We start from the raw sequence: 18,500 nt of genomic DNA on the forward strand, positions 1-18,500 counted from the left end.
CAATGATCAGTGATCGCGGTGGAACACCGGTGAGAATCCGGGACGGTCCCGCCACTGTGACGCCGTCGAGGCGAAGTCAGACCAGAACCGCGTACACCTGCCTCGACCGGGGTAGGACGACTGTGACGCGCGTGCGTGGCGTCCAGGCTGCGAGGACACAGACCTGGAGGGACGCGGCGGCGTCCCCGACGATGGAGCATGATGGTCTGCCTGCCTGAATCCCTGTCCGCTGAGAGTCTGCTCTCCCGCACGGTACGCGGCATTCGAGGAGCTGACGCCACAGCACGTGAATCTGCTCGGGCTCGTCAGCAGGTGCTCACCAAGCCGGAGGGTTCGCTGGGGTTGTTGGAGGATCTGTCCATCCGTCTGGCGGGGATGTATGGACAGGTTCCGGTCCCGGTTCCGAGCCACCCGGTTGTCGGGCTGTTCGCTGGTGACCACGGGGTGTGGGCTCAGGGGGTCTCCCCTGATCCCCAGGAGATCACCACCCAGCAGATGGTCAACATGGCGGCTGGCGGGGCGGCGATCAGCGTGATGTCGAGGAACCTGGGTGCCCAGCTGTGGATTACTGACGTCGGTGCCCGCCATGAGGTTGACGCGCCCATTCGTCAGCGGTGTGTGCGCCGAGGCACGGACGACATCTCCCAAGGCCCGGCGATGAGTCTTGACGAGGCCCTCCGGGCCCTCGAAGTTGGTATCGAGACCGGTTTGGAAGCTGTCGAGCAGGGAGCAGACATCCTCGTCACTGGCGAGATGGGGATTGCCAATACGACGCCGGCGGCGGCCCTCATCAGCGTCTTCACGCGGCGTCCTCCTGCTGAGGTGACGGGAAGGGGTGCTGGGTCGGACGATCGTCGGCATCAGCACAAGATCGGTGTGGTCTCCCGTGCCATCCAGGTCAACCGCCCGGAGGCTGACCGCCCGGTCGAGGCGTTGGCGAAGGTGGGAGGTTTCGAGCATGCGGCCATGGCTGGTTTCATCCTTGCCGCGGCCTCCTCACGCATCCCCGTGCTCATTGACGGCGTGATCGCTTGTTCTGCCGCTCTGACGGCCACCGCAATCTGCCCGCAAACCCGCGACTTCATCATCATGAGTCACGCCGGTGCCGAGCCGGGAATCGCGGCGTCGACCTCCGCTTTGGACCTGCCCGCCTTGTTGGACCTCGGTATGAGGTTGGGGGAGGGGTCGGGAGCCATCCTGGCTCTGCCGATCGTGCAGGCCAGCGCCCACATCCTCAATGAGATGGCCACTTTCGAGGACGCTGACGTCACCGACATCAAGGTGACCGGGGAGACGGACATTCCCGACGCCATCGACGTAGATGCCACCGAAGAAGACGCCAGCGAAGGAAAGGTTCCTTGCCGGGCGCTCGTTCTGGGGGGTGCGAGGTCGGGGAAGTCGACCTTCGCTGAGTCGAGACTGCCTCGCGACTCCCGTGCCACCTATGTCGCGACCTCCCAGCGCAACCCCGACGACGCCGAGTGGGAGGAGCGGATTCGCCTGCACCAATCCCGGCGACCGGCGACCTGGCAGACCGTCGAAACCACAGATATCGCTGCAGTGTTGCTGGCCGACGACGACTCCCCGGTGCTGGTGGACTGCCTCGGGGTGTGGATCACCCGGATTCTCGACGAGGTGGGGGCCTGGAGTGCCGATCCTGGCGACCAGACCTGGCAGACGTCCGTGAGAAACCGCGTCGACGACCTGACCGACGCCATCCGCCGGACTCGTCGCGACGTCACCTTCGTCTCGAATGAGGTAGGGATGGGGGTCGTGCCCGACACCGCGGCCGGACGGCTCTTCCGAGACGAGTTGGGGCGACTCAATGCCGCTGTCGCGGATGCCTGTGACGAGGTGTGGATGTGCGTGGCCGGCATCCCGAAGAGGTGGGCATGAGCGAACAGCCACATCCTGACCTGAGCAAACTGGGTCCGCTGCGCGGGATAGTCGAGGCCCTGTCCCTCTTCACGATCTTGCCGGGGCCGTACCTGACCGACATCGACCGTCGGCTGGCTCGTCGAGCCATCACGGCTTTCCCGTGGTTGGGTCTGTGCCTGGGAGTGGTGGCCGGCGGGATCGTGGCTCTCGTGCTCGGGCTGGGTGCCGGGTCGTGGCTGGCTGGGGTGCTTGCGCTGTGCTGGCTGGCAGGAGCGACCGGAGGGTTCCATCTCGACGGGGTTGCCGATACTGCCGACGGTCTGGGGTCGCGTGCAGCGCCGGACAAGGCCCTTGAGATCATGAAGAGGTCTGATATCGGACCGATGGGCGTTATCAGCATCCTTCTGGTGCTGCTCGTTGATGCTGCCGCTGTGGTGAGCCTGGCCGGGACGACCGGTTCGGGAGCATGGTGGCGCGTGGCGGTGCTGGTTGCTCTAGGCCCGGCCATGGGACGAGCCGCCATTCTTTTCGCGACGATGGCCGGGGTGCCCTGCGCGCGCCCGGGAGGATTCGGATCCCTCGTCGCCGGGGTGACGACTCCCACATCAGCCTCGATCAATCTGACCGCGCTGGGGTGCGTGTGCGCCTTGGCCGGATGGGTCGCTGGAGGCTGGGTGTGGTGCCTGGTGGTTTTCGGTTGCGCCGCGGCGAGCCTGCTCACTGCGCGGGGATGGATTCATCATCTCGTGCGACGCTTGTCCGGCATGACCGGTGACACCTTCGGAAGTATCAATGAGGTGACGCAGATGACGTTCTGGGTTTTGACGGCGCTGATTGTGGCGGCGGTGTCATGATTGACGATCTTGGTGCCCAGGTGCCGGTGAGTGGGCCGGTGCGGCGAGTCGTGAGCTTGGTGCCCTCGATTACCGAGGCCATCGCGATGACATGTCCGGACGTCCTCGTGGGGTGTACTGATTACTGCATCCGTCCGGCCAATCTGGAACAGGTCGTGGGGCATGAGGTGGCCCGGGTCAGGGGCACGAAGAATCCACATCGCGCGGCTATCGTCGACCTACGCCCTGACCTCGTCGTCGCCAATCAGGAGGAGAACCGCGAATACGACGTCGCCTTGTTACGCGAGGCAGGGGTCCCTGTGTGGGTGACGCGGATCGACACGGTTTCCGAGGCTCTCACCAGCCTGACGAGGCTCTTCAGCGAAGGGTTTTGCGTCGAGAAACCGGAATGGCTGTGTGACGCCGCGGCGGAATGGGAGGAGCCGTGGAGTGGCGAGAGCCGAACCGCCATCGTCGCAGTGTGGCGGGACCCGTGGATCTGCGTAGGACAAGACACCTATATTGCCGATGTGTTGAGGAAGGTCGGGGTGACGTTGGTCAGCCTGCCGGGGGAGTCGCGCTACCCTCACGTCGACCTGGACGATCTCATCTCGGCCCGCCCGGACCGCGTCATTCTGCCTGACGAGCCCTACCAATTCGGGATCGACGATGTGTCGGCTTTCCCCGACCTCGACGTCCGTCTCGTCGACGGTCAGAGGCTGGCCTGGTACGGTCCGTCTATGGTCGGGGCCCGTCGCTACCTGTCCGAGGTGTTGTCCTGACGACACCGACGGCATCCGAAGCCAGCTAGGCCATCCTGACGACATGTGCCACAATGTCCCACGTCGCCAGGAGGCGGCAGGCCTCTGTAGCTCAGTTGGTAGAGCGCCGCTCTTGTAAAGCGATGGTCGCGGGTTCGAATCCTGTCAGAGGCTCCACCTGTCTCTCAGGCCATCACCTGCTCCCATTCATCGCGGCGGTCCAGCATTGTGCGGGCGGCGTCTTGGGCAGCCTTGATGGAATGGTTGGCTCCCCATCCGCACTGCACCTCGTTGGCGGCGGGGGTGGCGTCGAGCTCGAGGATGTCGCGCAGGGTCGTCTCGACGAGCTCGCAGATGGCCGGGACGTCCGGTTCGCCGACCATGATGAGGTAGAACCCGGTCTGGCATCCCATCGGCCCGAAGTCGATGACGGACTCCGAATGGTTACGCACGCACTCGGCGAAGGAGTGCTCGATGGAGTGGACCGCAGGCATCTCCAGATGATCCTTGTTGGGCTGGCAGAACCTCACGTCGTACTTGGTGAGGGTGTCGCCGGCAGGAAGGTGCTTGACGTCCGCCACGCGCACGAACGGTGCCGCCACCTTGGTGTGGTCCAGGTTGAAACTCTCGACGTTCATCTTGTGTGCCATGGGTCCATCCTCTCTCAACCGCCTGATTTCCACACGGGGAGTCATTGCGTGAGTCAGTATCACAGCCCAGCAGCGGCGAGGAATCCGTCGCAGTCCCCATCGACTTGCACTTGCTCTCCAGCGGGGATCCAGACAGCCTGGCCATGCACGATTTCCTCAGTGCCCTGCGAACTTGAGCACACCGCATAGCCACCGGTGATGAGCAGGATACGCGCCAAGTCACTGGCCGGCAGGATGGTGGGGCGGGTGGCGTCGAGGTCGAGTTCCCACAGCCGGAACTGGTCATGGCTGCTGGGGAAGACCCGCAGACCGGGGTCGACGTCCTCGGCAGTCATGATGCGCGGTTCCTGGGTCTGGAAGTCGACAATCTCGATCAGAGAGTCGACGTCAATGTGTTTGTCAGTGAGCCCGCCGCGCACGACGTTGTTGGAATCGGCCATGATCTCGATTCCGGTCCCTGACAAGTAGGAATGCATGAGGCCGGGAGGAACGGCCAGCGCTTGCCCGGGCTTGAGGTGGACGCGGTTGAGTATGAGTGCGGCAAGGATTGATGGATCTCCGGGGAAATACTCGTCAAGCTCCACGGCAGTGCGCGCGAACTCACCCAGTGCGGTGTCCTCGCCAACATGGTTGACGGCCCCTGACACCACTTCGACGACGATCTGACGACGCATGTCGTCGCCGGCGAGGCAGTCGAGGAAGGTCTCAGCCAGAGCCGCCGGACCGGAACGCTCCGTCAGGGATCCCAACACGGGGTCGATCGGGGTACGAACGTCGAGACCATCGAAGAGTTGACGGGTCTCGTGCGGGTCCCGGAATCCACACAGTCCTTCGAAGTCACTCATGGCGACCAGGATTTCGGGCTTGGGCCAGTCATCGACGAAGGTGCGCTGGGGGTCGTTGACGTCAATACCAGCCTCGTTCTCGCGGATGAACCCACTCCTGGCCATGTGGGCGTCAGGATGGGCCTGGAGGCTCAGGGGGTGGCGAGCCGCGAGGATCTTGAGGAGGAAGGGCAGCTTCGTGCCGAAGACGTCACGACTGCGTTGACCCAGCTCGTCGGGGTGAGCGTCGAGGTAGTCGTTGAGAGGAGTGCCGTCAAGGGTTGATGGCGAGGAGTCGTGGGCCCCAAGCCAGTATTCGGCCCAGGGTTCGCCGTCGGGTTCTTGCCCCAAGATGTCGGGGATCGCGTCATAGGAGCCCCAGGAGTACGTCCGGACCGTACCGGTCAGGCGTTTCATAGTGTGCCTCTCGTCAATGGTGTCGCATCGTTGACGACGCCGCGTGTGTCATCCGAGCAACTGTGCGCTGCGAGACCGGCGCTGCTGACTGCGGACTCGTTGCAGCCGTCCGACCAGGGACGGCGCATAACGTGCGGCCGACTCATCGTCGATGAGTTCGTTGAGTCGCAAGTGGTAGCGGGGGGACGACATGCCGAGCTTCTCGCGTATGACGGTCTCCTTGTCAAGGCTTGGATTCCCGGCCTGCCAAGATTCCTCGAGGTCCAGGATCGCGCGATCCGATGCACTGAGTTCGTTGAACGCCACGTCGTCGGGAGTGGAGGAATCTGACACGATTCCAGTTTAGGGTCCGGCGCGCGATCGTCGAGCAGCAACGCGGCGCAACCTGCCTGACGCCAACCCTGGGGCAGCGCAATCAGCCACTTTCTGTTCATCAACCCTTTGCACTCGCGGGGTGCGAGTGCTAAACATGTCATTGGCACTCGGCAAGCGAGAGTGCTACCGCCCGAATCGGTGTTGCGAGCGCCGGTGCGAGTGGTTGTCCCGGTGATGAGATCACCAGATCGTCCGTCGCGGGCATCACGGGGAAACACAACGCGGGGTCGCTCCCGCCACACCATCTGACGTCCACGGGCTGCCAAGCCCACCGGAGCGGAGGAATCCCCCAAACATGGCAAAGCTCATCGAATTCAACATCGAGGCCCGCCGCGGTCTTGAGGCGGGTATGAACACCCTCGCCGACGCGGTCAAGGTCACTCTCGGCCCCAAGGGCCGCAACGTCGTCCTGGAGAAGTCCTGGGGCGCCCCGACGATCACCAATGACGGTGTCTCCATCGCCAAGGAGATCGAGCTCGACGATCCCTACGAGAAGATCGGCGCTGAGCTCGTCAAGGAGGTCGCCAAGAAGACTGACGACGTCGCTGGCGACGGAACCACCACGGCCACCGTCCTGGCCCAGGCCATGGTCCGTGAGGGCCTGCGCAATGTCACTGCTGGCGCCAACCCGATGGGCCTGAAGAAGGGCATCGAGACCGCCGTCGAGGCCATCAGCGCTCGTCTGTCCGAGATGGCCATCGACATCGAGACCAAGGACCAGATCGCCTCCACCGCCTCCATCTCGGCTGCCGATCCCACCGTCGGTGAGATCATCGCCGAGGCCATGGACAAGGTCGGCAAGGAAGGCGTCATCACTGTCGAGGAGTCCAACACCTTCGGCCTGGAGCTTGAGCTCACCGAGGGCATGCGCTTCGACAAGGGCTACATCTCGCCCTACTTCGTCACTGACACCGAGCGCATGGAGGCTGTCCTCGAGGATCCCTACATCCTCATCGTCAACTCCAAGATCTCCTCGCTGAAGGACCTCCTGCCGGTCCTCGAGAAGGTCATGCAGTCCGGCAAGCCGCTCTTCGTCATTGCCGAGGACGTTGAGGGAGAGGCCCTGGCTGGCCTCATCGTCAACAAGATCCGTGGCACCTTCAAGTCCGTCGCCGTCAAGGCCCCGGGCTTCGGTGACCGTCGTAAGGCCATGCTCAACGACATCGCCATCCTCACCGGCGGCCAGGTCATCTCCGAGGAGGTCGGTCTGTCCCTCGACGCCGTCACCCTCGACCTGCTGGGCCACGCCCGCCAGGTTGTCGTCACCAAGGACGAGGCCACCATCGTCGACGGTGCCGGGGACTCCGAGCAGATCGCCGGACGCGTGAGCCAGATCCGCAAGGAGATCGAGAACTCCGACTCCGACTACGACCGCGAGAAGCTGCAGGAGCGCCTCGCCAAGCTCGCCGGCGGCGTCGCCGTCATCAAGGTGGGTGCTGCCACCGAGGTCGAGCTCAAGGAGCGCAAGCACCGCATCGAGGACGCCGTGCGCAACGCCAAGGCAGCTGTCGAGGAGGGCATCATCCCCGGTGGTGGTGTCGCCCCCATCCAGGCTTCCAAGGCCGCCACGATCGAGGGGCTGGAGGGCGACGAGCTCACCGGCGCACAGATCGTTCTGGCTGCTTGCTCCGCCCCGCTCAAGCAGATCGCTGTCAACGCGGGTCTTGAGGGTGGAGTCGTGGCTGAGAAGGTCGCTGGTCTGCCTGCAGGACAGGGCCTCAACGCTGCCACGGGCGAGTACGTCGACATGGTCGACGCCGGCATCATCGATCCGGCCAAGGTGACTCGTTCTGCCCTGCAGAACGCAGCCTCCATTGCGGCTTTGTTCCTCACCACCGAGGCTGTCATCGCTGACAAGCCCGAGCCTGTCAAGGCTCCTGCTGGCGGCGGCGACATGGACGGCATGGGTGGCATGGGCGGAATGATGTGATCCAGCTCATCTGATCCACGATGGGGCGGCTCCGTTTTGGAGCCGCCCCATCGTGTTGATGTTCGTGAATTGGTATCTGGAGGGGTGATACGCGCGGACCATTCGGCGGGACGGTGATGACTCGCGTACGAGATGGACGGTGGAGACGGAAACTGGTGTTCTCGTCAGACCAGGCTGGTGATGTCACCGGTGCCGATGTATGTGATCTAGAGGAGTGACAAACTCCTTGCCCAGGAGTACTGGCGCCAATCGTCACCACGAGCCGGCGTGGGGCCATGCATCCGCAAGACCCGACCGCAGCAAACGCCACGGTCGGGTCACATGTCGATCAGGCAATTTCGAGGGGATCAGATGGCTGGGGTGACGATGTCACGCACCAATGCGTCGAGATCGGCATCGGCCTGGAGGAACTGGCGCAGAGTTTTGCGAGTGGCTCCGAAACTGTCGAATTCCTGGATGGTCAATCCATCCGGATCGTAGGCGCGCATGAACTCCGGGATTGCCTTGAGGGCAGTGAGGTGCTCTGCGGCGACGGGTTCGTCCATGCGTGGGACGGTCTGGTAGCCGGAGTCGTTGATGCGTTTCTGCCACTTGAATGGCGGTGAGACTACGAGGTCACCACCAATGAGTTCCGACCACTGGAGGACGTTCCGGAAGGCTGCGCACAGCACTCGGGAGTGGAAGCCGCGCTCGACGAAGATGTGGTAAGCGCGCTTGATTGCGGCGATGCCGGCCCACTCCAAGTGACCAGGATCGATGAACAGCCTGTCACGCTCGGCCACGATCTTGAGCCAGTCGTCAAGGCGACCGGCCATGATCGTCACCACGGGTCCCATTTCGTCAATGGGTTTGCCCTCGGCTACACGACGCTGGAGCCCTCGTTCGATGGCTTCGGCGGACCTTACTGCCTGGGCCACGGTGAAGGACACCGTCACGTTGACCGAAACGCCGCGGTAGGTGGCCTCCTCGATGGCCTCGATGCCCACTGAGGTGCAGGGAATCTTTACGATGATGTTTGGGGCCAGGTTGCTGAACTCCTCAGCTTGGTCTGCCAGAGCCTTGGCATCGCGGTGCAGTCGCGGATCGGTTTGGATGGAGAGGCGGCCGTTTCGGCCCTTGTGCTCGACGAAGATCGGTTCAAGAAGCTTTGCTGCCTCAACCGACATGTCTTTGATGGCCTGCCACCCGATCTGGGATTCTCCCCACGTGGGATTGCTCTCGGCGATAGCGCGAATGCGGTCTTCCCAGATGTCTGGGTGTTTCTTGATCGTCGTGTAACCGATGACCGGGTTGCATGTGGCACCAACACCGCCGAACGCGATGGACTGACGAAGTTCGTCCAGATCGGCCGAGTCGTTCCACAGCGCCGTCGGGGTCGTGCGGCAAGCGTCGAGGAGTGGACCTGGGGTGTACTCGATGTTCATGACAACTCCTGTGCGAGGTCTTTACCGGCGCAGCGTCGTCGCCGGTATGACCTCTAGCCAACACCTCACTATTTGTCCTGTCAAATACGCTCGCCGTGGAGTCAGGCGTACACCGTGTTTTCGTAGGCGTAGATGGAGGCGCGGTATACGTGCTGTCCGAACTCGATGACACGGTTGGACTCGTCGCATGCTGTGCGTTGCATCGTGAGTAGGGCGGCGCCGGGCGGTTCATTGAGTAGACGTGCTTCGTCGGGGAGGGCCAGGCGTGCGCTGAATCGCTGATGGCCGACCGCGATGATGATGTCCCTACTGCGCAAGTAGTCATAGAAGCCAGTGGTCGTGAGCTCCTCTGCACTGGGTGCGAGGTCTAGCGGCACCCAGTTCGTCAGGATCGCCAGTGGTTCGTCTTGGGACATCCGTAGTCGGCGGAAATGAGCTACTTCGGAGTTGGCGGGCAGACCAAGGGCGGCGGCGACAGCTGGCGGGGCTACCTCCACTTTCCAGTCGAGCACGCTGGTGCGTGGCCGCTGTCCAGATGCCTGCAAATCGTCGTACAGGCTTGTGAGGTTCATGGAACGATGTACCCGGGTAGGCGTTACCTGGGTGCCAACTCCGCGTCGACGGATGACGAGTCCACGCTGGGTGAGGGTCTCGAAGGCGCGACGCGCGGTGGGACGCGACACATGCAGACGTGCCGCCATCGAGATCTCGTCCTCGATGCGTGTGCCGGGCGCAAGCTCTCCGGATTCGATGAGCTGTGCCAGTGGCTCGGCGATTTGGGTGTGGAGCGGTTCTGGGCGCGACCGGTCGATGGTGATGTCAGCGATGTAGGGGTCGTTGTCCACTGCCGTTCCTCGTCTGTGTGCGATTACTGACGCACAGTCTATTTGGTGGCCAGTGCGGCGGGTGGGCTGATGGAGTGGGTTGCCTCGAGGCGAGCGCGGGTTGCGGGTGCGTCTCTCGTGGCTGGCAACTGACAGCCTCGTCAATTGTATTGACAAATTCTTCCCGGTTGGTAGCATTCGAAGGGTCAAGCATCCTCGATGAAGTGGAGTTGTCATGGTTTCCAACCGCCGTCGTGACCTTGATGTACTCACGTTGGGACGAATCGGTGTAGACATCTATCCGCTGCAATATGGCGTGGGGTTGGAAGACGTCACGTCATTCGGGAAGTTTCTTGGTGGCAGCCCCACCAATGTGGCCGTTGCCGCTGCCAGGCTCCGGCACTCTGCCGCAGTTGTCACCGCAGTCGGTGACGATCCCTTCGGGCGGTTCTGCCGTCGTGAGATGGCCAGACTGGGTGTGTACGACGACTATGTGCTCGTCAACTCCGAGTTGCCCACTCCGGTGACATTTTGCGAGATCTTTCCCCCTGATGATTTCCCGCTGTACTTTTACCGGTATCCCACGGCTCCAGACCTGAAGATCACCCCCGATGACGTACCAGAAGATGCCGTGAGGAACGCCAAGATACTGTGGCTGTCGGTGACTGGCCTGTGTCAACAACCCTCATACGATGCACATCGTCGAGCTCTCGAAGTGCGCAGCAGGGCTGAGTATACCGTTCTCGATCTCGATTACCGGCCGATGTTCTGGGGCTCTGTTGAGAAGGCACGCGAGGCCATCTCAGCGGTATTGCCTCACGTGACGGTGGCGATCGGAAACCGCGAGGAGTGTGAGGTGGCCGTTGGTGAGACGGACCCCGACAGAGCCGCCCTTGCGCTACTTGATGCGGGAGTCGAGCTTGCCGTTGTGAAGCAGGGGCCCAAAGGTACGTTGGCCAGGACTCGTGAGGAACGTGTCGAAGTCGCTCCCACTCCCATCAATGTCACCAATGGCCTCGGAGCCGGGGACTCGTTCGGCGGCAGCCTCTGCCACGGACTCCTCGAGGGATGGAGCCTTGCTGAGACGATTCAGGCGGCCTCCGCAGCAGGCGCCCTCGTTGCGACACGGTTGGAATGCTCCACCGCGATGCCGTCAGAGCCTGAACTGTTCGCGATGATGGCGAAGCATCCAGACGTTGCTGTCAAAGAGGAGCGCATACCATGACGAACACACCGCTCATCGACACATTGCTGGACCGGCGACTCACCGATCCGGTGAGGTTCGCCGACTGCGTCAGGCAACGCCGTCCAGCGACGTGGCGTCGCGCTGAACCCCTCATGGTCGTCGCGGCCGATCATCCCGCCCGCGGGGCACTCGCAGCCGGAGGACGCGACGATGCCATGGCTGACCGGGAACAACTCCTCGAGCGCTGTGTGACCGCACTGGGGCGGCCCGGGGTCAATGGGTTCCTGGGAACTGCAGACATGGTTGCTGACCTCGCCAATCTCGGTGCTCTGGATGGCAAGGTCGTGTTTGGTTCGATGAACAGAGGAGGGTTCGCGGGCGCATCCTTCGAACTCGATGACCGGATGACGGGCTATGACCTGCAAGGAATTCTCGACGAGGATCTGGCTGGCGGCAAGATGCTGTTGAGGTTTGACTTGTCCGATCCTGGAACGGCCACCACGACGCAGGCCTGCGCCGAGGTTGTCACGTCTTTGGCCAGGGCACGACGGATTGCCATGGTGGAACCGTTCATCTCGCATCGCGCTGGTGATGGCAGAGTTGTCAATGACCTGTCCGCCGACGCGGTCGTCAAATCGGTGGCCATGGCCTCAGCTCTGGGAGCCGACACCTCGTGGACCTGGCTTAAATTGCCTGCGGTTGACGATATGGAACGGGTGGCACGAGCGACCTCGTTGCCCATTCTCCTCCTGGGAGGAGAGGTGAGTGCAGACCCTGACGAGACTCGGCGTCGCTGGGCCAGGGCTCTTGGTCCACGAAACGTTCGCGGGCTCGTCTTGGGGCGGTCCGTCCTCTATCCACCGGACTCAGACGTGGCAGCTGCCATTGACAACGCTGTTCAATTGTTGGGAGCACAAGCATGACGGAATTGGTTCTTCGAGCTGGAAGCACTGCTTCAGGCTGTCGCGACGTCGTCGTCGACCCTGGGCGGGCTGGCTGGACATACTCCGGCCTGACTATTGCCACACTGGCGAAAGGCGAGACCCTTGAGTTCGACACAGAGGGTCATGAGTACCTCGTCCTGCCGTTGGAGGGATCATTCACTGTGCAGAGCGAGGGATTTCGAGCTGACCTCGCTGGACGCGCCACCATTTGGGGCCAAGTCACCGACTATGCCTTCGTGCCTCGCCGTAGCGTGATTACTGTCACTGCCGTCAGCGGCGGACGGGTAGCCCTACCGAACGCCCTTGCCAGTGAAGACCTCGAGCCCCGATATTGTCCATCGGAGGAGGTGCGTGTCGAACTGCGCGGAGCGGGAAACTGCTCCCGTCAGGTCGTGAACTACGCGATTGCCAACCCCTTGCACACCTCCCGACTACTGGCATGCGAAGTTCTCACCCCCGGCGGCAACTGGTCGTCGTACCCGCCGCACAAGCACGACGAGGAATCAGAGTCCGAGCATGAGCTCGAGGAGATTTACTACTTCGAGATTCGTGGTGACGAGCACGGTCCAGGCATGGCTTTCCATGGGACCTACGGAACTGCGGATCGGCCGATCCATGTCGCGGAGATGGTGGCCAGTGGAGATGTGGCGCTGGTCCCGCACGGTTGGCACGGTCCGTGTGCAGCCGCTCCCGGGTATGACCTCTACTACCTCAACGTCATGGCAGGGCCCGGTGCCGCTGAGTGGAAATCGGTTGACGATCCGCACTACGGCTGGATTCGCCAGACATGGCAAGACCAAGACATCGACCCCCGTCTGCCGTTGGCAGTGGACGACTCAAAGGAGTGATCATGACTGAGCAGACTGTGAGGCTCAGCGTCGGGCAGGCCATCGTACGCTATCTGACCCATCAGTACACCGAGAGAGACGGGGTTGAGCGTCGCTTCATTCCTGGAATCTTCGGGATTTTCGGCCATGGCAATGTCACCGGTCTGGGCCAGGCGCTGTTGCAGAACGAGGTAGCTCCTGACGATGAGGAAGGTCGCCTCGAATATTGGATGGGCCGGAACGAGCAGGGTATGGTCCATGCCTGTGCCGCGTATGCACGAGCCACCAACCGGTTGCAGGCGCTGGCTGCCACGGCGTCTGTCGGCCCGGGCTCACTGAACATGGTTACTGGCGCGGCCCTGGCCACCACGAACCGGGTCCCGGTGTTGCTCTTCCCGTCCGATATTTTCGCCAATCGGGCGCCGGACCCCGTCCTCCAACAGCTGGAAGACCCGACAAACCCCGATGTGTCGTGTAATGACGCCTTCCGCGCCGTCTCAAAGTTCTGGGATCGGGTGAATCGTCCAGAACAGCTCATGGTTTCGCTACCTCGTGCGATGCGCGTTCTCACCGACCCCGTGGACACCGGCGCTGCCGTCGTCTGTCTGCCAGAGGACGTGCAGACGGAGGTTTACGACTGGCCAGTGTCATTCTTTGCCAAGAAGGTGTGGCATGTTGACCGCCGTCGACCCGATCACGGTGCCCTGGCGCGTGCAGCGGAGGCCATCCGCGCCGCGCGTCGTCCACTCATCATCTCCGGCGGGGGCACGATCTACTCAGAAGCCAGCCAGCAATTGCGGGACCTCGCATCTGCTACCGGTATCCCAGTTGCTGACACTCAGGCCGGCAAGGGTGCCATCAATTGGGATCATCCCTGTGCCGTCGGTGGTGTTGGTGCAACTGGCTCCGATTCAGCAAATGCGCTGGCGGCTCGCGCTGACGTCATCATCGGCATCGGCACTCGGTACTCCGATTTCACAACCGCCTCGCAGACGGCTTTCAAGAATCCAGACGTGACATTCGTCAACGTCAATGTGGGATCCTTCGATGCTGCCAAGCAAGGTGCGCAGATGGTGGTGGCCGATGCGCGTGAGGCGCTCACGGAGTTGTCAGAGGCTCTTGACGGCTATCGCGTTCCTCAGGAATGGAGTGACTACGCCAGTACACAGGCCAAGGCTTGGGCAGAGGTGACCGACCGTTGCTACCACCTGGGCCACGGTCCGCTCCCGGCACAGACCGAGGTGTTCGGGGCGCTCAACGAGCTCATGGGCGACGATGATGTGGTCGTCAATGCTGCTGGGTCGATGCCTGGTGACTTGCAATGCTTGTGGCGTGCGAGCACTCCCGTGCAATACCACGTCGAGTACGCGTTCTCATGCATGGGCTACGAAATCCCGGCATCACTGGGCGTGAAGATGGCATTGCCAGATTCTGAGGTCGTTGCGATCGTCGGTGATGGGACCTATCAGATGCTGCCAATGGAGTTGGCAACGATTGTCCAGGAGGGCGCGAAGGTCATCATCGTGTTGCTTCAGAACTACGGGTTTGCCTCCATCGGGGCGCTCTCGGAGTCTCACGGATCCCAACGGTTCGGGACGAAATTCCGCCAGCATGATGACGGTCAGGGGCATGTGATGGGAGACGACACCTTGCTGCCCCTTGATATTGCTGCCAATGCCCGGTCGTGGGGAATTGACGTCCTGGAGGTTCACACCATCGAGGAGTTCAAGGAGGCCTACCGCGAAGCGGAGGCGTCTGATCGAGCCACGATGATCCACATCGAGACTGACCTGTATGGTCCTAATCCGCCTGCATCGGGATGGTGGGACGTACCGGTCACGTCGCAGTCGCGCTTGGAGTCGACGCAGAAAGCCTATGCCGAGTACACCGAACACGTTGCCGCACAACGTAGGTTCTTCTGAAGCAGCCCGTGCTAGGTGACCGGGCGGTGGTCCGATGAGTTTAAAGGATCACGAGGGATTCCAGCCGAGCTGGAATCCCTCGTGAGTCCGTTGTCGATGTTGTGTCGCCGTCCGCACCACGTGATCATGATGACGACGAGCTGAATGTGCTCAGGCGTTGCCGAAGAGATGCACCATGCTCAGTACGATCGTCAAGGCGACGGTCACGAGACCAGAGATGATGGTGAGGAATGGGGCGTCACTGATGATGCCCGCGATGGCCAGGGCGAAGAGAACCAGTGCTGCCGGAACAACGCGAAGCAGGCTGGCTGCCTGGCTGCGCATGATCGACCGCATGCCGGTGGGGGTGCGCGGAATGATTCCAGAGTTAACGTAGCTGACAGACATAGGTGGTGTCTTAACTCCCTCTCGGGTGCCGAGACATGACCTTACGGCCGTGCTCGGCACGACCGTGTGCTGACTCGAGGTTCCTCGAGCGGTTGAGAACTGACTCAACGTGAAGAATGTTAGCACAATTGCCTGTGGCTCTGCCATGACCTCGGGGCTGACGCGGCTTGTACGTCCCAACAACTACGTTTGTTAGTACAAATGACGGCGTGTGGGCTACCATGAGACGCGTGGGGCTCGAGTAGGTTGGCCCCGCTGTTCATCGACAACGAAGGAGTTCTCGAGCATGAAGACCATCAGGCATTGGGTCGGCGGTGAGTACTACGAGGGATCCCCACTGGGCGTGATTCCGGTTGAGAACCCCGCAACTGGTGAGGTTACGGCGGAGCTGTTGCAGGCGTCCAAGGAAGACTTGGATCACACCGTTGAGGTGGCGCGTGATGCGCAGAAGGAGTGGGCGAGCTACTCGTTGTCCAAACGGGTGGCGATCATGTTCAAGATGCGCCAGCTCGTGCTCGACCATCAGGACGAGATGGCGCGGCTCATCGTCGAGGAGCACGGCAAGAATTACTCTGACGCGATTGGCGAAATCCAGCGTGGCCGGGAGACCCTTGACTTCGCGACGGCGATCAACGTCGCGCTCAAGGGCGAATACTCTCATGACGTGTCCACCGGGGTCGACATCCACACCACCCGTCAGCCGGTTGGTGTCGTCGCCGGAATCTGCCCGTTCAACTTCCCGGCCATGGTCCCGATGTGGATGCACCCGTTGGCCATTGCCACTGGGAATGCCTTTATCCTCAAGCCGGCATCCCCCACGCCGTCTGCTTCGCTTCTCACTGCGGAGTTGTACAAGGAAGCCGGACTTCCCGACGGTGTGTTCAATGTGCTTTCGGGTGATCGCCGCAGCGTTCAGGACATCTTGGTTCACCCAGGCATCGACGCGATTTCCTTCGTTGGCTCGACGCCGGTCGCCCACATCGTCCAGGACACTGGCGTAAGTCACGGCAAGCGAGTTCAGGCTCTCGGTGGTGCGAACAACCACGCCATCGTCATGCCCGACAGTGATCTTGACTTCGCTGCCCAACACATCTGCGCATCTGCCTTCGGGGCTGCCGGCGAGCGTTGCATGGCTCTTCCCGTGGTTGTCGCTGTCGGTGGTTGTGGCCCGGAGCTGGCCGAGAAGGTCAAGAAACATGCCGAGGCCATCAAGGTTGGTGAGGGCATGGGCGAGGGAGTCGAGATGGGGCCCGTCATCTCCGCCAAGGCCAAGGACCGTATCGTCGGCCTCATTGATGACGCGCAGGAGCGAGGCTCAACGGTTATTCTTGACGGCCGCGGCCTTGTCGTTCCCGGTTACGAGAACGGGCACTTCCTGGGACCGACGATTCTTGACGACGTCCCCCTGGATGCTCCGGTCTACACCGAGGAGGTTTTCGGCCCTGTCCTTGCCATTGTCCACGCCGACACCTACGACGAGGCGCTGAAGATCGTCAACGCTCAGCCTTTCGGTAACGGCTCTGCGATCTTTACCAATGATGGTGGTGTGGCCCGCCGCTTTACCCTCGACGTGGAAGCGGGCATGGTGGGTGTCAATGTGCCGATCCCAACTCCCGTCGCGTTCTACTCGTTCGGTGGTTGGAAGGAATCGTTGCTGGGCGATACCCACATCCATGGCCCGGAAGGCGTCACCTTCTACACCCGTGCCAAGGCCATTACTGAGCGTTGGCCAACTGAGAAGACCTACGCAGCGACGATGTCATTCCAGCGCGAGGAATGACCCTGCGTGTCTGACTGAGGCGGTCGGGTGTGGATCCTCGACCGCCTCAACATTTCTGGGCTGGTGAGATCATCGACATGGGGCGGCCGGAGGCTTTGGATCGTACCTTGCATTGCTGGCAAGGGGTGCTCTCAGTGGTGCTGGGATGGTTAAGTCAATCCATCTGGCATGAAAATGGATGGCGTAGACGCTGGACTCCAGCTCTCGATCTGCTATCCTTTTGACAGGACAAACACACGAAGCTGTGTGAGGGTCTGTCGGCTACGGGAGCCGACGAAGATTCGTGAAGGTCGTGATCGATATGGGTCGAACCATCGGTGTGGGTGTGGTTTCTCTGGGATGGATGGGGAGACTTCATACCCGCGCATATAAGGCGCTTGCTGAAAAATTTCCAGAGATTCCAGCGGATATTCGATTGGTATCGTGCTGTGATCTGGTTGAGGAAAATCGAAAACTGGCTGTAGAAAGGTTGGGATTCTATACTGCAGTTGAGGATTATCGTGACCTTATCTGTAATCCTGATGTAGACGTTGTTTCTATATGTGCTCCAAATTTCTTGCACCGTGATATTTCTCTTGCTGCGGCTGAGGCGGGAAAACCGTTCTGGATTGAAAAACCGATGGGGATCAATGCTGAACAGTCTCGTGAAATAGCGGAGGCGGCGGAGGCTCGTGGTCTCGTCACCTCAGTTGGGTTTAACTACCGGCACACTCCTGCCATTGAGTTCGCGCGTCAGCTGATCTCTGATGGACGCTTGGGTGTGGTGACTAATGTCCGAGTGTGGCTCCTTGCGGACTATGCGTCTGATCCACACGGTCCGCTGACGTGGCGGTATGACCCGGAGCGCGCTGGTGCCGGCGTAGTGCTCGATCTGATGGGTCACGGAGAAGATCTTGTTCAGTATCTGTTGAAGAGACGATTTACCGAAGTTTCGGCTGCGTCTGAGACGTTCATCCGCCAGCGGCCTAAGCCACTAAAAGGGGGTATCGGGCATGCAGGTTGGATTGTCTCTGACGAGCTCGGGTTGGTAGAAAATGAGGATTACTGCGCCGTCCTGGCGCGTATAGAAAATGGTGTTATGTGCACCTTGGAGTCCAGTCGGGTCAGTGTCGGGCCACGTGCAGAATACATCGTCGAGATCTATGGAACTGATGGATCTATAAGATGGAACTTTGAGGATCTCAACCATTTGCAAGTATGTCTAGGAAGGAATAATGGCGCCTTGCAGGGGTATATCAACTGCATGGCTGGACCTGAGTTTCCGGAGTTTGCGCGGTTTCAACCAGGAGCCGGAACATCTATGGGATTCGACGATATGAAGGTCGTTGAAGCCGCGAAGTTCGTTCAAGGGGTTTTGGACGGACAGCAATATGGTCCATCCGTCGCCGACGGCTGGGCCTCGGCAGAGATCAACGACGCGATCGTTGCCTCCTGTGGGGACCGTACTTGGCATGATGTCATGCCGGTATCGGGGAGAACCACATTCGATAAGTGACCGCGCCATCGCGTGTCTTTGAACAGGCCCGGCAGCATACAGG

The 18,500-nt window shown here is 61.4% G+C and carries 16 protein-coding genes, 1 tRNA gene and 1 riboswitch; of the genes, 11 read left to right on the plus strand and 6 right to left on the minus strand.

Going from position 1 to position 18,500, the window contains the following annotated elements:
• Position 1 precedes the first annotated feature (1 nt).
• Positions 2 to 119, plus strand: a riboswitch (adenosylcobalamin (AdoCbl) riboswitch).
• 79 nt (positions 120 to 198) lie between these two features.
• The 4 genes from cobT to O6R08_RS01955 all read left to right on the plus strand — a co-directional run bounded on the left by cobT (position 199) and on the right by O6R08_RS01955 (position 3,649).
• Complete coding sequence (cobT, locus tag O6R08_RS01940; RefSeq protein ID WP_271418512.1) at positions 199 to 1,896, plus strand: nicotinate-nucleotide--dimethylbenzimidazole phosphoribosyltransferase; 1,698 nt, start codon at positions 199 to 201, stop codon at positions 1,894 to 1,896.
• Positions 1,893 to 2,732, plus strand: a complete 840-nt coding sequence (locus tag O6R08_RS01945; RefSeq protein ID WP_271418513.1) for an adenosylcobinamide-GDP ribazoletransferase — start codon at positions 1,893 to 1,895, stop codon at positions 2,730 to 2,732. The genes cobT and O6R08_RS01945 overlap by 4 nt, the downstream gene beginning before the upstream one ends.
• Positions 2,729 to 3,493, plus strand: a complete 765-nt coding sequence (locus tag O6R08_RS01950) for a helical backbone metal receptor (protein WP_271418514.1) — start codon at positions 2,729 to 2,731, stop codon at positions 3,491 to 3,493. The genes O6R08_RS01945 and O6R08_RS01950 overlap by 4 nt, the downstream gene beginning before the upstream one ends.
• Positions 3,494 to 3,573: 80 nt before the next feature.
• Positions 3,574 to 3,649: transfer RNA gene (locus tag O6R08_RS01955), tRNA-Thr, on the plus strand.
• 8 nt (positions 3,650 to 3,657) lie between these two features.
• Here O6R08_RS01955 and O6R08_RS01960 read toward each other — a convergent pair.
• From O6R08_RS01960 to O6R08_RS01970, 3 genes are read right to left on the minus strand one after another with little or no spacing between them, the layout of a single operon-like run.
• Positions 3,658 to 4,140, minus strand: coding sequence for an S-ribosylhomocysteine lyase (locus O6R08_RS01960; protein ID WP_271419163.1), 483 nt, complete (start codon positions 4,138 to 4,140; stop codon positions 3,658 to 3,660).
• A 41-nt stretch (positions 4,141 to 4,181) separates the two neighbouring features.
• Positions 4,182 to 5,363, minus strand: a complete 1,182-nt coding sequence (manA, locus tag O6R08_RS01965; protein ID WP_271418515.1) for a mannose-6-phosphate isomerase, class I — start codon at positions 5,361 to 5,363, stop codon at positions 4,182 to 4,184.
• 48 nt (positions 5,364 to 5,411) lie between these two features.
• Positions 5,412 to 5,696: a DUF3263 domain-containing protein gene (locus O6R08_RS01970; protein WP_271418516.1), complete on the minus strand. Its 285-nt coding sequence runs from the start codon at positions 5,694 to 5,696 to the stop codon at positions 5,412 to 5,414.
• Positions 5,697 to 6,033: 337 nt separating this feature from the next.
• On the opposite strand from O6R08_RS01970, the gene groL reads away from it, so the two are divergent.
• Positions 6,034 to 7,668 carry a chaperonin GroEL gene (gene groL, locus O6R08_RS01975; RefSeq protein ID WP_271418517.1) on the plus strand — a complete coding sequence of 545 codons (1,635 nt, stop codon included), beginning with the start codon at positions 6,034 to 6,036 and terminating at the stop codon, positions 7,666 to 7,668.
• 347 nt (positions 7,669 to 8,015) lie between these two features.
• Here groL and O6R08_RS01980 read toward each other — a convergent pair whose 3' ends face one another.
• Both O6R08_RS01980 and O6R08_RS01985 read right to left on the minus strand, forming a co-directional pair.
• Complete coding sequence (locus O6R08_RS01980) at positions 8,016 to 9,092, minus strand: transaldolase family protein (RefSeq protein ID WP_271418518.1); 1,077 nt, start codon at positions 9,090 to 9,092, stop codon at positions 8,016 to 8,018.
• 101 nt (positions 9,093 to 9,193) lie between these two features.
• Positions 9,194 to 9,937: a GntR family transcriptional regulator gene (locus tag O6R08_RS01985; protein ID WP_271418519.1), complete on the minus strand. Its 744-nt coding sequence runs from the start codon at positions 9,935 to 9,937 to the stop codon at positions 9,194 to 9,196.
• 214 nt (positions 9,938 to 10,151) lie between these two features.
• Between O6R08_RS01985 and iolC the strand changes: the two genes are divergently transcribed.
• Genes iolC through iolD form a run of 4 tightly spaced genes read left to right on the plus strand, consistent with a single transcriptional unit; the run spans position 10,152 to position 14,795 of the window.
• Positions 10,152 to 11,141: a 5-dehydro-2-deoxygluconokinase gene (gene iolC, locus O6R08_RS01990; protein WP_271418520.1), complete on the plus strand. Its 990-nt coding sequence runs from the start codon at positions 10,152 to 10,154 to the stop codon at positions 11,139 to 11,141.
• Positions 11,138 to 12,025 carry a Cgl0159 family (beta/alpha)8-fold protein gene (locus O6R08_RS01995; RefSeq protein ID WP_271418521.1) on the plus strand — a complete coding sequence of 296 codons (888 nt, stop codon included), beginning with the start codon at positions 11,138 to 11,140 and terminating at the stop codon, positions 12,023 to 12,025. The genes iolC and O6R08_RS01995 overlap by 4 nt, the downstream gene beginning before the upstream one ends.
• Positions 12,022 to 12,894, plus strand: a complete 873-nt coding sequence (gene iolB / locus O6R08_RS02000) for a 5-deoxy-glucuronate isomerase (RefSeq protein WP_271418522.1) — start codon at positions 12,022 to 12,024, stop codon at positions 12,892 to 12,894. The genes O6R08_RS01995 and iolB overlap by 4 nt, the downstream gene beginning before the upstream one ends.
• A 2-nt stretch (positions 12,895 to 12,896) precedes the next feature.
• A complete protein-coding gene (iolD, locus tag O6R08_RS02005) occupies positions 12,897 to 14,795 on the plus strand; it encodes a 3D-(3,5/4)-trihydroxycyclohexane-1,2-dione acylhydrolase (decyclizing) (RefSeq protein WP_271418523.1) in 1,899 nt (632 codons plus the stop codon).
• A 150-nt stretch (positions 14,796 to 14,945) separates the two neighbouring features.
• On the opposite strand, the gene O6R08_RS02010 is transcribed toward iolD, so the two are convergent.
• On the minus strand, positions 14,946 to 15,182 hold the full coding sequence (locus O6R08_RS02010; protein ID WP_271418524.1) for a hypothetical protein: 237 nt from the start codon (positions 15,180 to 15,182) through the stop codon (positions 14,946 to 14,948).
• Between the two features lie 286 nt (positions 15,183 to 15,468).
• On the opposite strand from O6R08_RS02010, the gene O6R08_RS02015 reads away from it, so the two are divergent.
• Together O6R08_RS02015 and O6R08_RS02020 are read left to right on the plus strand one after the other, a co-directional pair.
• Positions 15,469 to 16,962 (plus strand): CoA-acylating methylmalonate-semialdehyde dehydrogenase, encoded by a 1,494-nt coding sequence (locus O6R08_RS02015; RefSeq protein ID WP_271418525.1) that lies wholly within the window; start codon positions 15,469 to 15,471, stop codon positions 16,960 to 16,962.
• Between the two features lie 301 nt (positions 16,963 to 17,263).
• Complete coding sequence (locus O6R08_RS02020; protein ID WP_408640144.1) at positions 17,264 to 18,457, plus strand: Gfo/Idh/MocA family protein; 1,194 nt, start codon at positions 17,264 to 17,266, stop codon at positions 18,455 to 18,457.
• Positions 18,458 to 18,500 lie beyond the last annotated feature (43 nt).

Origin of the sequence: Cutibacterium equinum, from assembly GCF_028021195.1 — a bacterium.
In the GTDB taxonomy this organism is placed as follows: domain Bacteria; phylum Actinomycetota; class Actinomycetes; order Propionibacteriales; family Propionibacteriaceae; genus Cutibacterium; species Cutibacterium equinum.

Coding starts and splice junctions, on each gene's coding strand:
- iolB (WP_271418522.1), top strand. CDS start 12,022: ATGACGGAATTGGTTCTTCGAGCTGGAAGCACTGCTTCAGGCTGTCGC.
- O6R08_RS01980 (WP_271418518.1), bottom strand. CDS start 9,092: ATGAACATCGAGTACACCCCAGGTCCACTCCTCGACGCTTGCCGCACG.
- cobT (WP_271418512.1), top strand. CDS start 199: ATGATGGTCTGCCTGCCTGAATCCCTGTCCGCTGAGAGTCTGCTCTCC.
- manA (WP_271418515.1), bottom strand. CDS start 5,363: ATGAAACGCCTGACCGGTACGGTCCGGACGTACTCCTGGGGCTCCTAT.
- iolD (WP_271418523.1), top strand. CDS start 12,897: ATGACTGAGCAGACTGTGAGGCTCAGCGTCGGGCAGGCCATCGTACGC.
- O6R08_RS02010 (WP_271418524.1), bottom strand. CDS start 15,182: ATGTCTGTCAGCTACGTTAACTCTGGAATCATTCCGCGCACCCCCACC.
- O6R08_RS02020 (WP_408640144.1), top strand. CDS start 17,264: ATGGGTCGAACCATCGGTGTGGGTGTGGTTTCTCTGGGATGGATGGGG.
- O6R08_RS01950 (WP_271418514.1), top strand. CDS start 2,729: ATGATTGACGATCTTGGTGCCCAGGTGCCGGTGAGTGGGCCGGTGCGG.
- iolC (WP_271418520.1), top strand. CDS start 10,152: ATGGTTTCCAACCGCCGTCGTGACCTTGATGTACTCACGTTGGGACGA.
- O6R08_RS01945 (WP_271418513.1), top strand. CDS start 1,893: ATGAGCGAACAGCCACATCCTGACCTGAGCAAACTGGGTCCGCTGCGC.
- groL (WP_271418517.1), top strand. CDS start 6,034: ATGGCAAAGCTCATCGAATTCAACATCGAGGCCCGCCGCGGTCTTGAG.
- O6R08_RS01995 (WP_271418521.1), top strand. CDS start 11,138: ATGACGAACACACCGCTCATCGACACATTGCTGGACCGGCGACTCACC.
- O6R08_RS02015 (WP_271418525.1), top strand. CDS start 15,469: ATGAAGACCATCAGGCATTGGGTCGGCGGTGAGTACTACGAGGGATCC.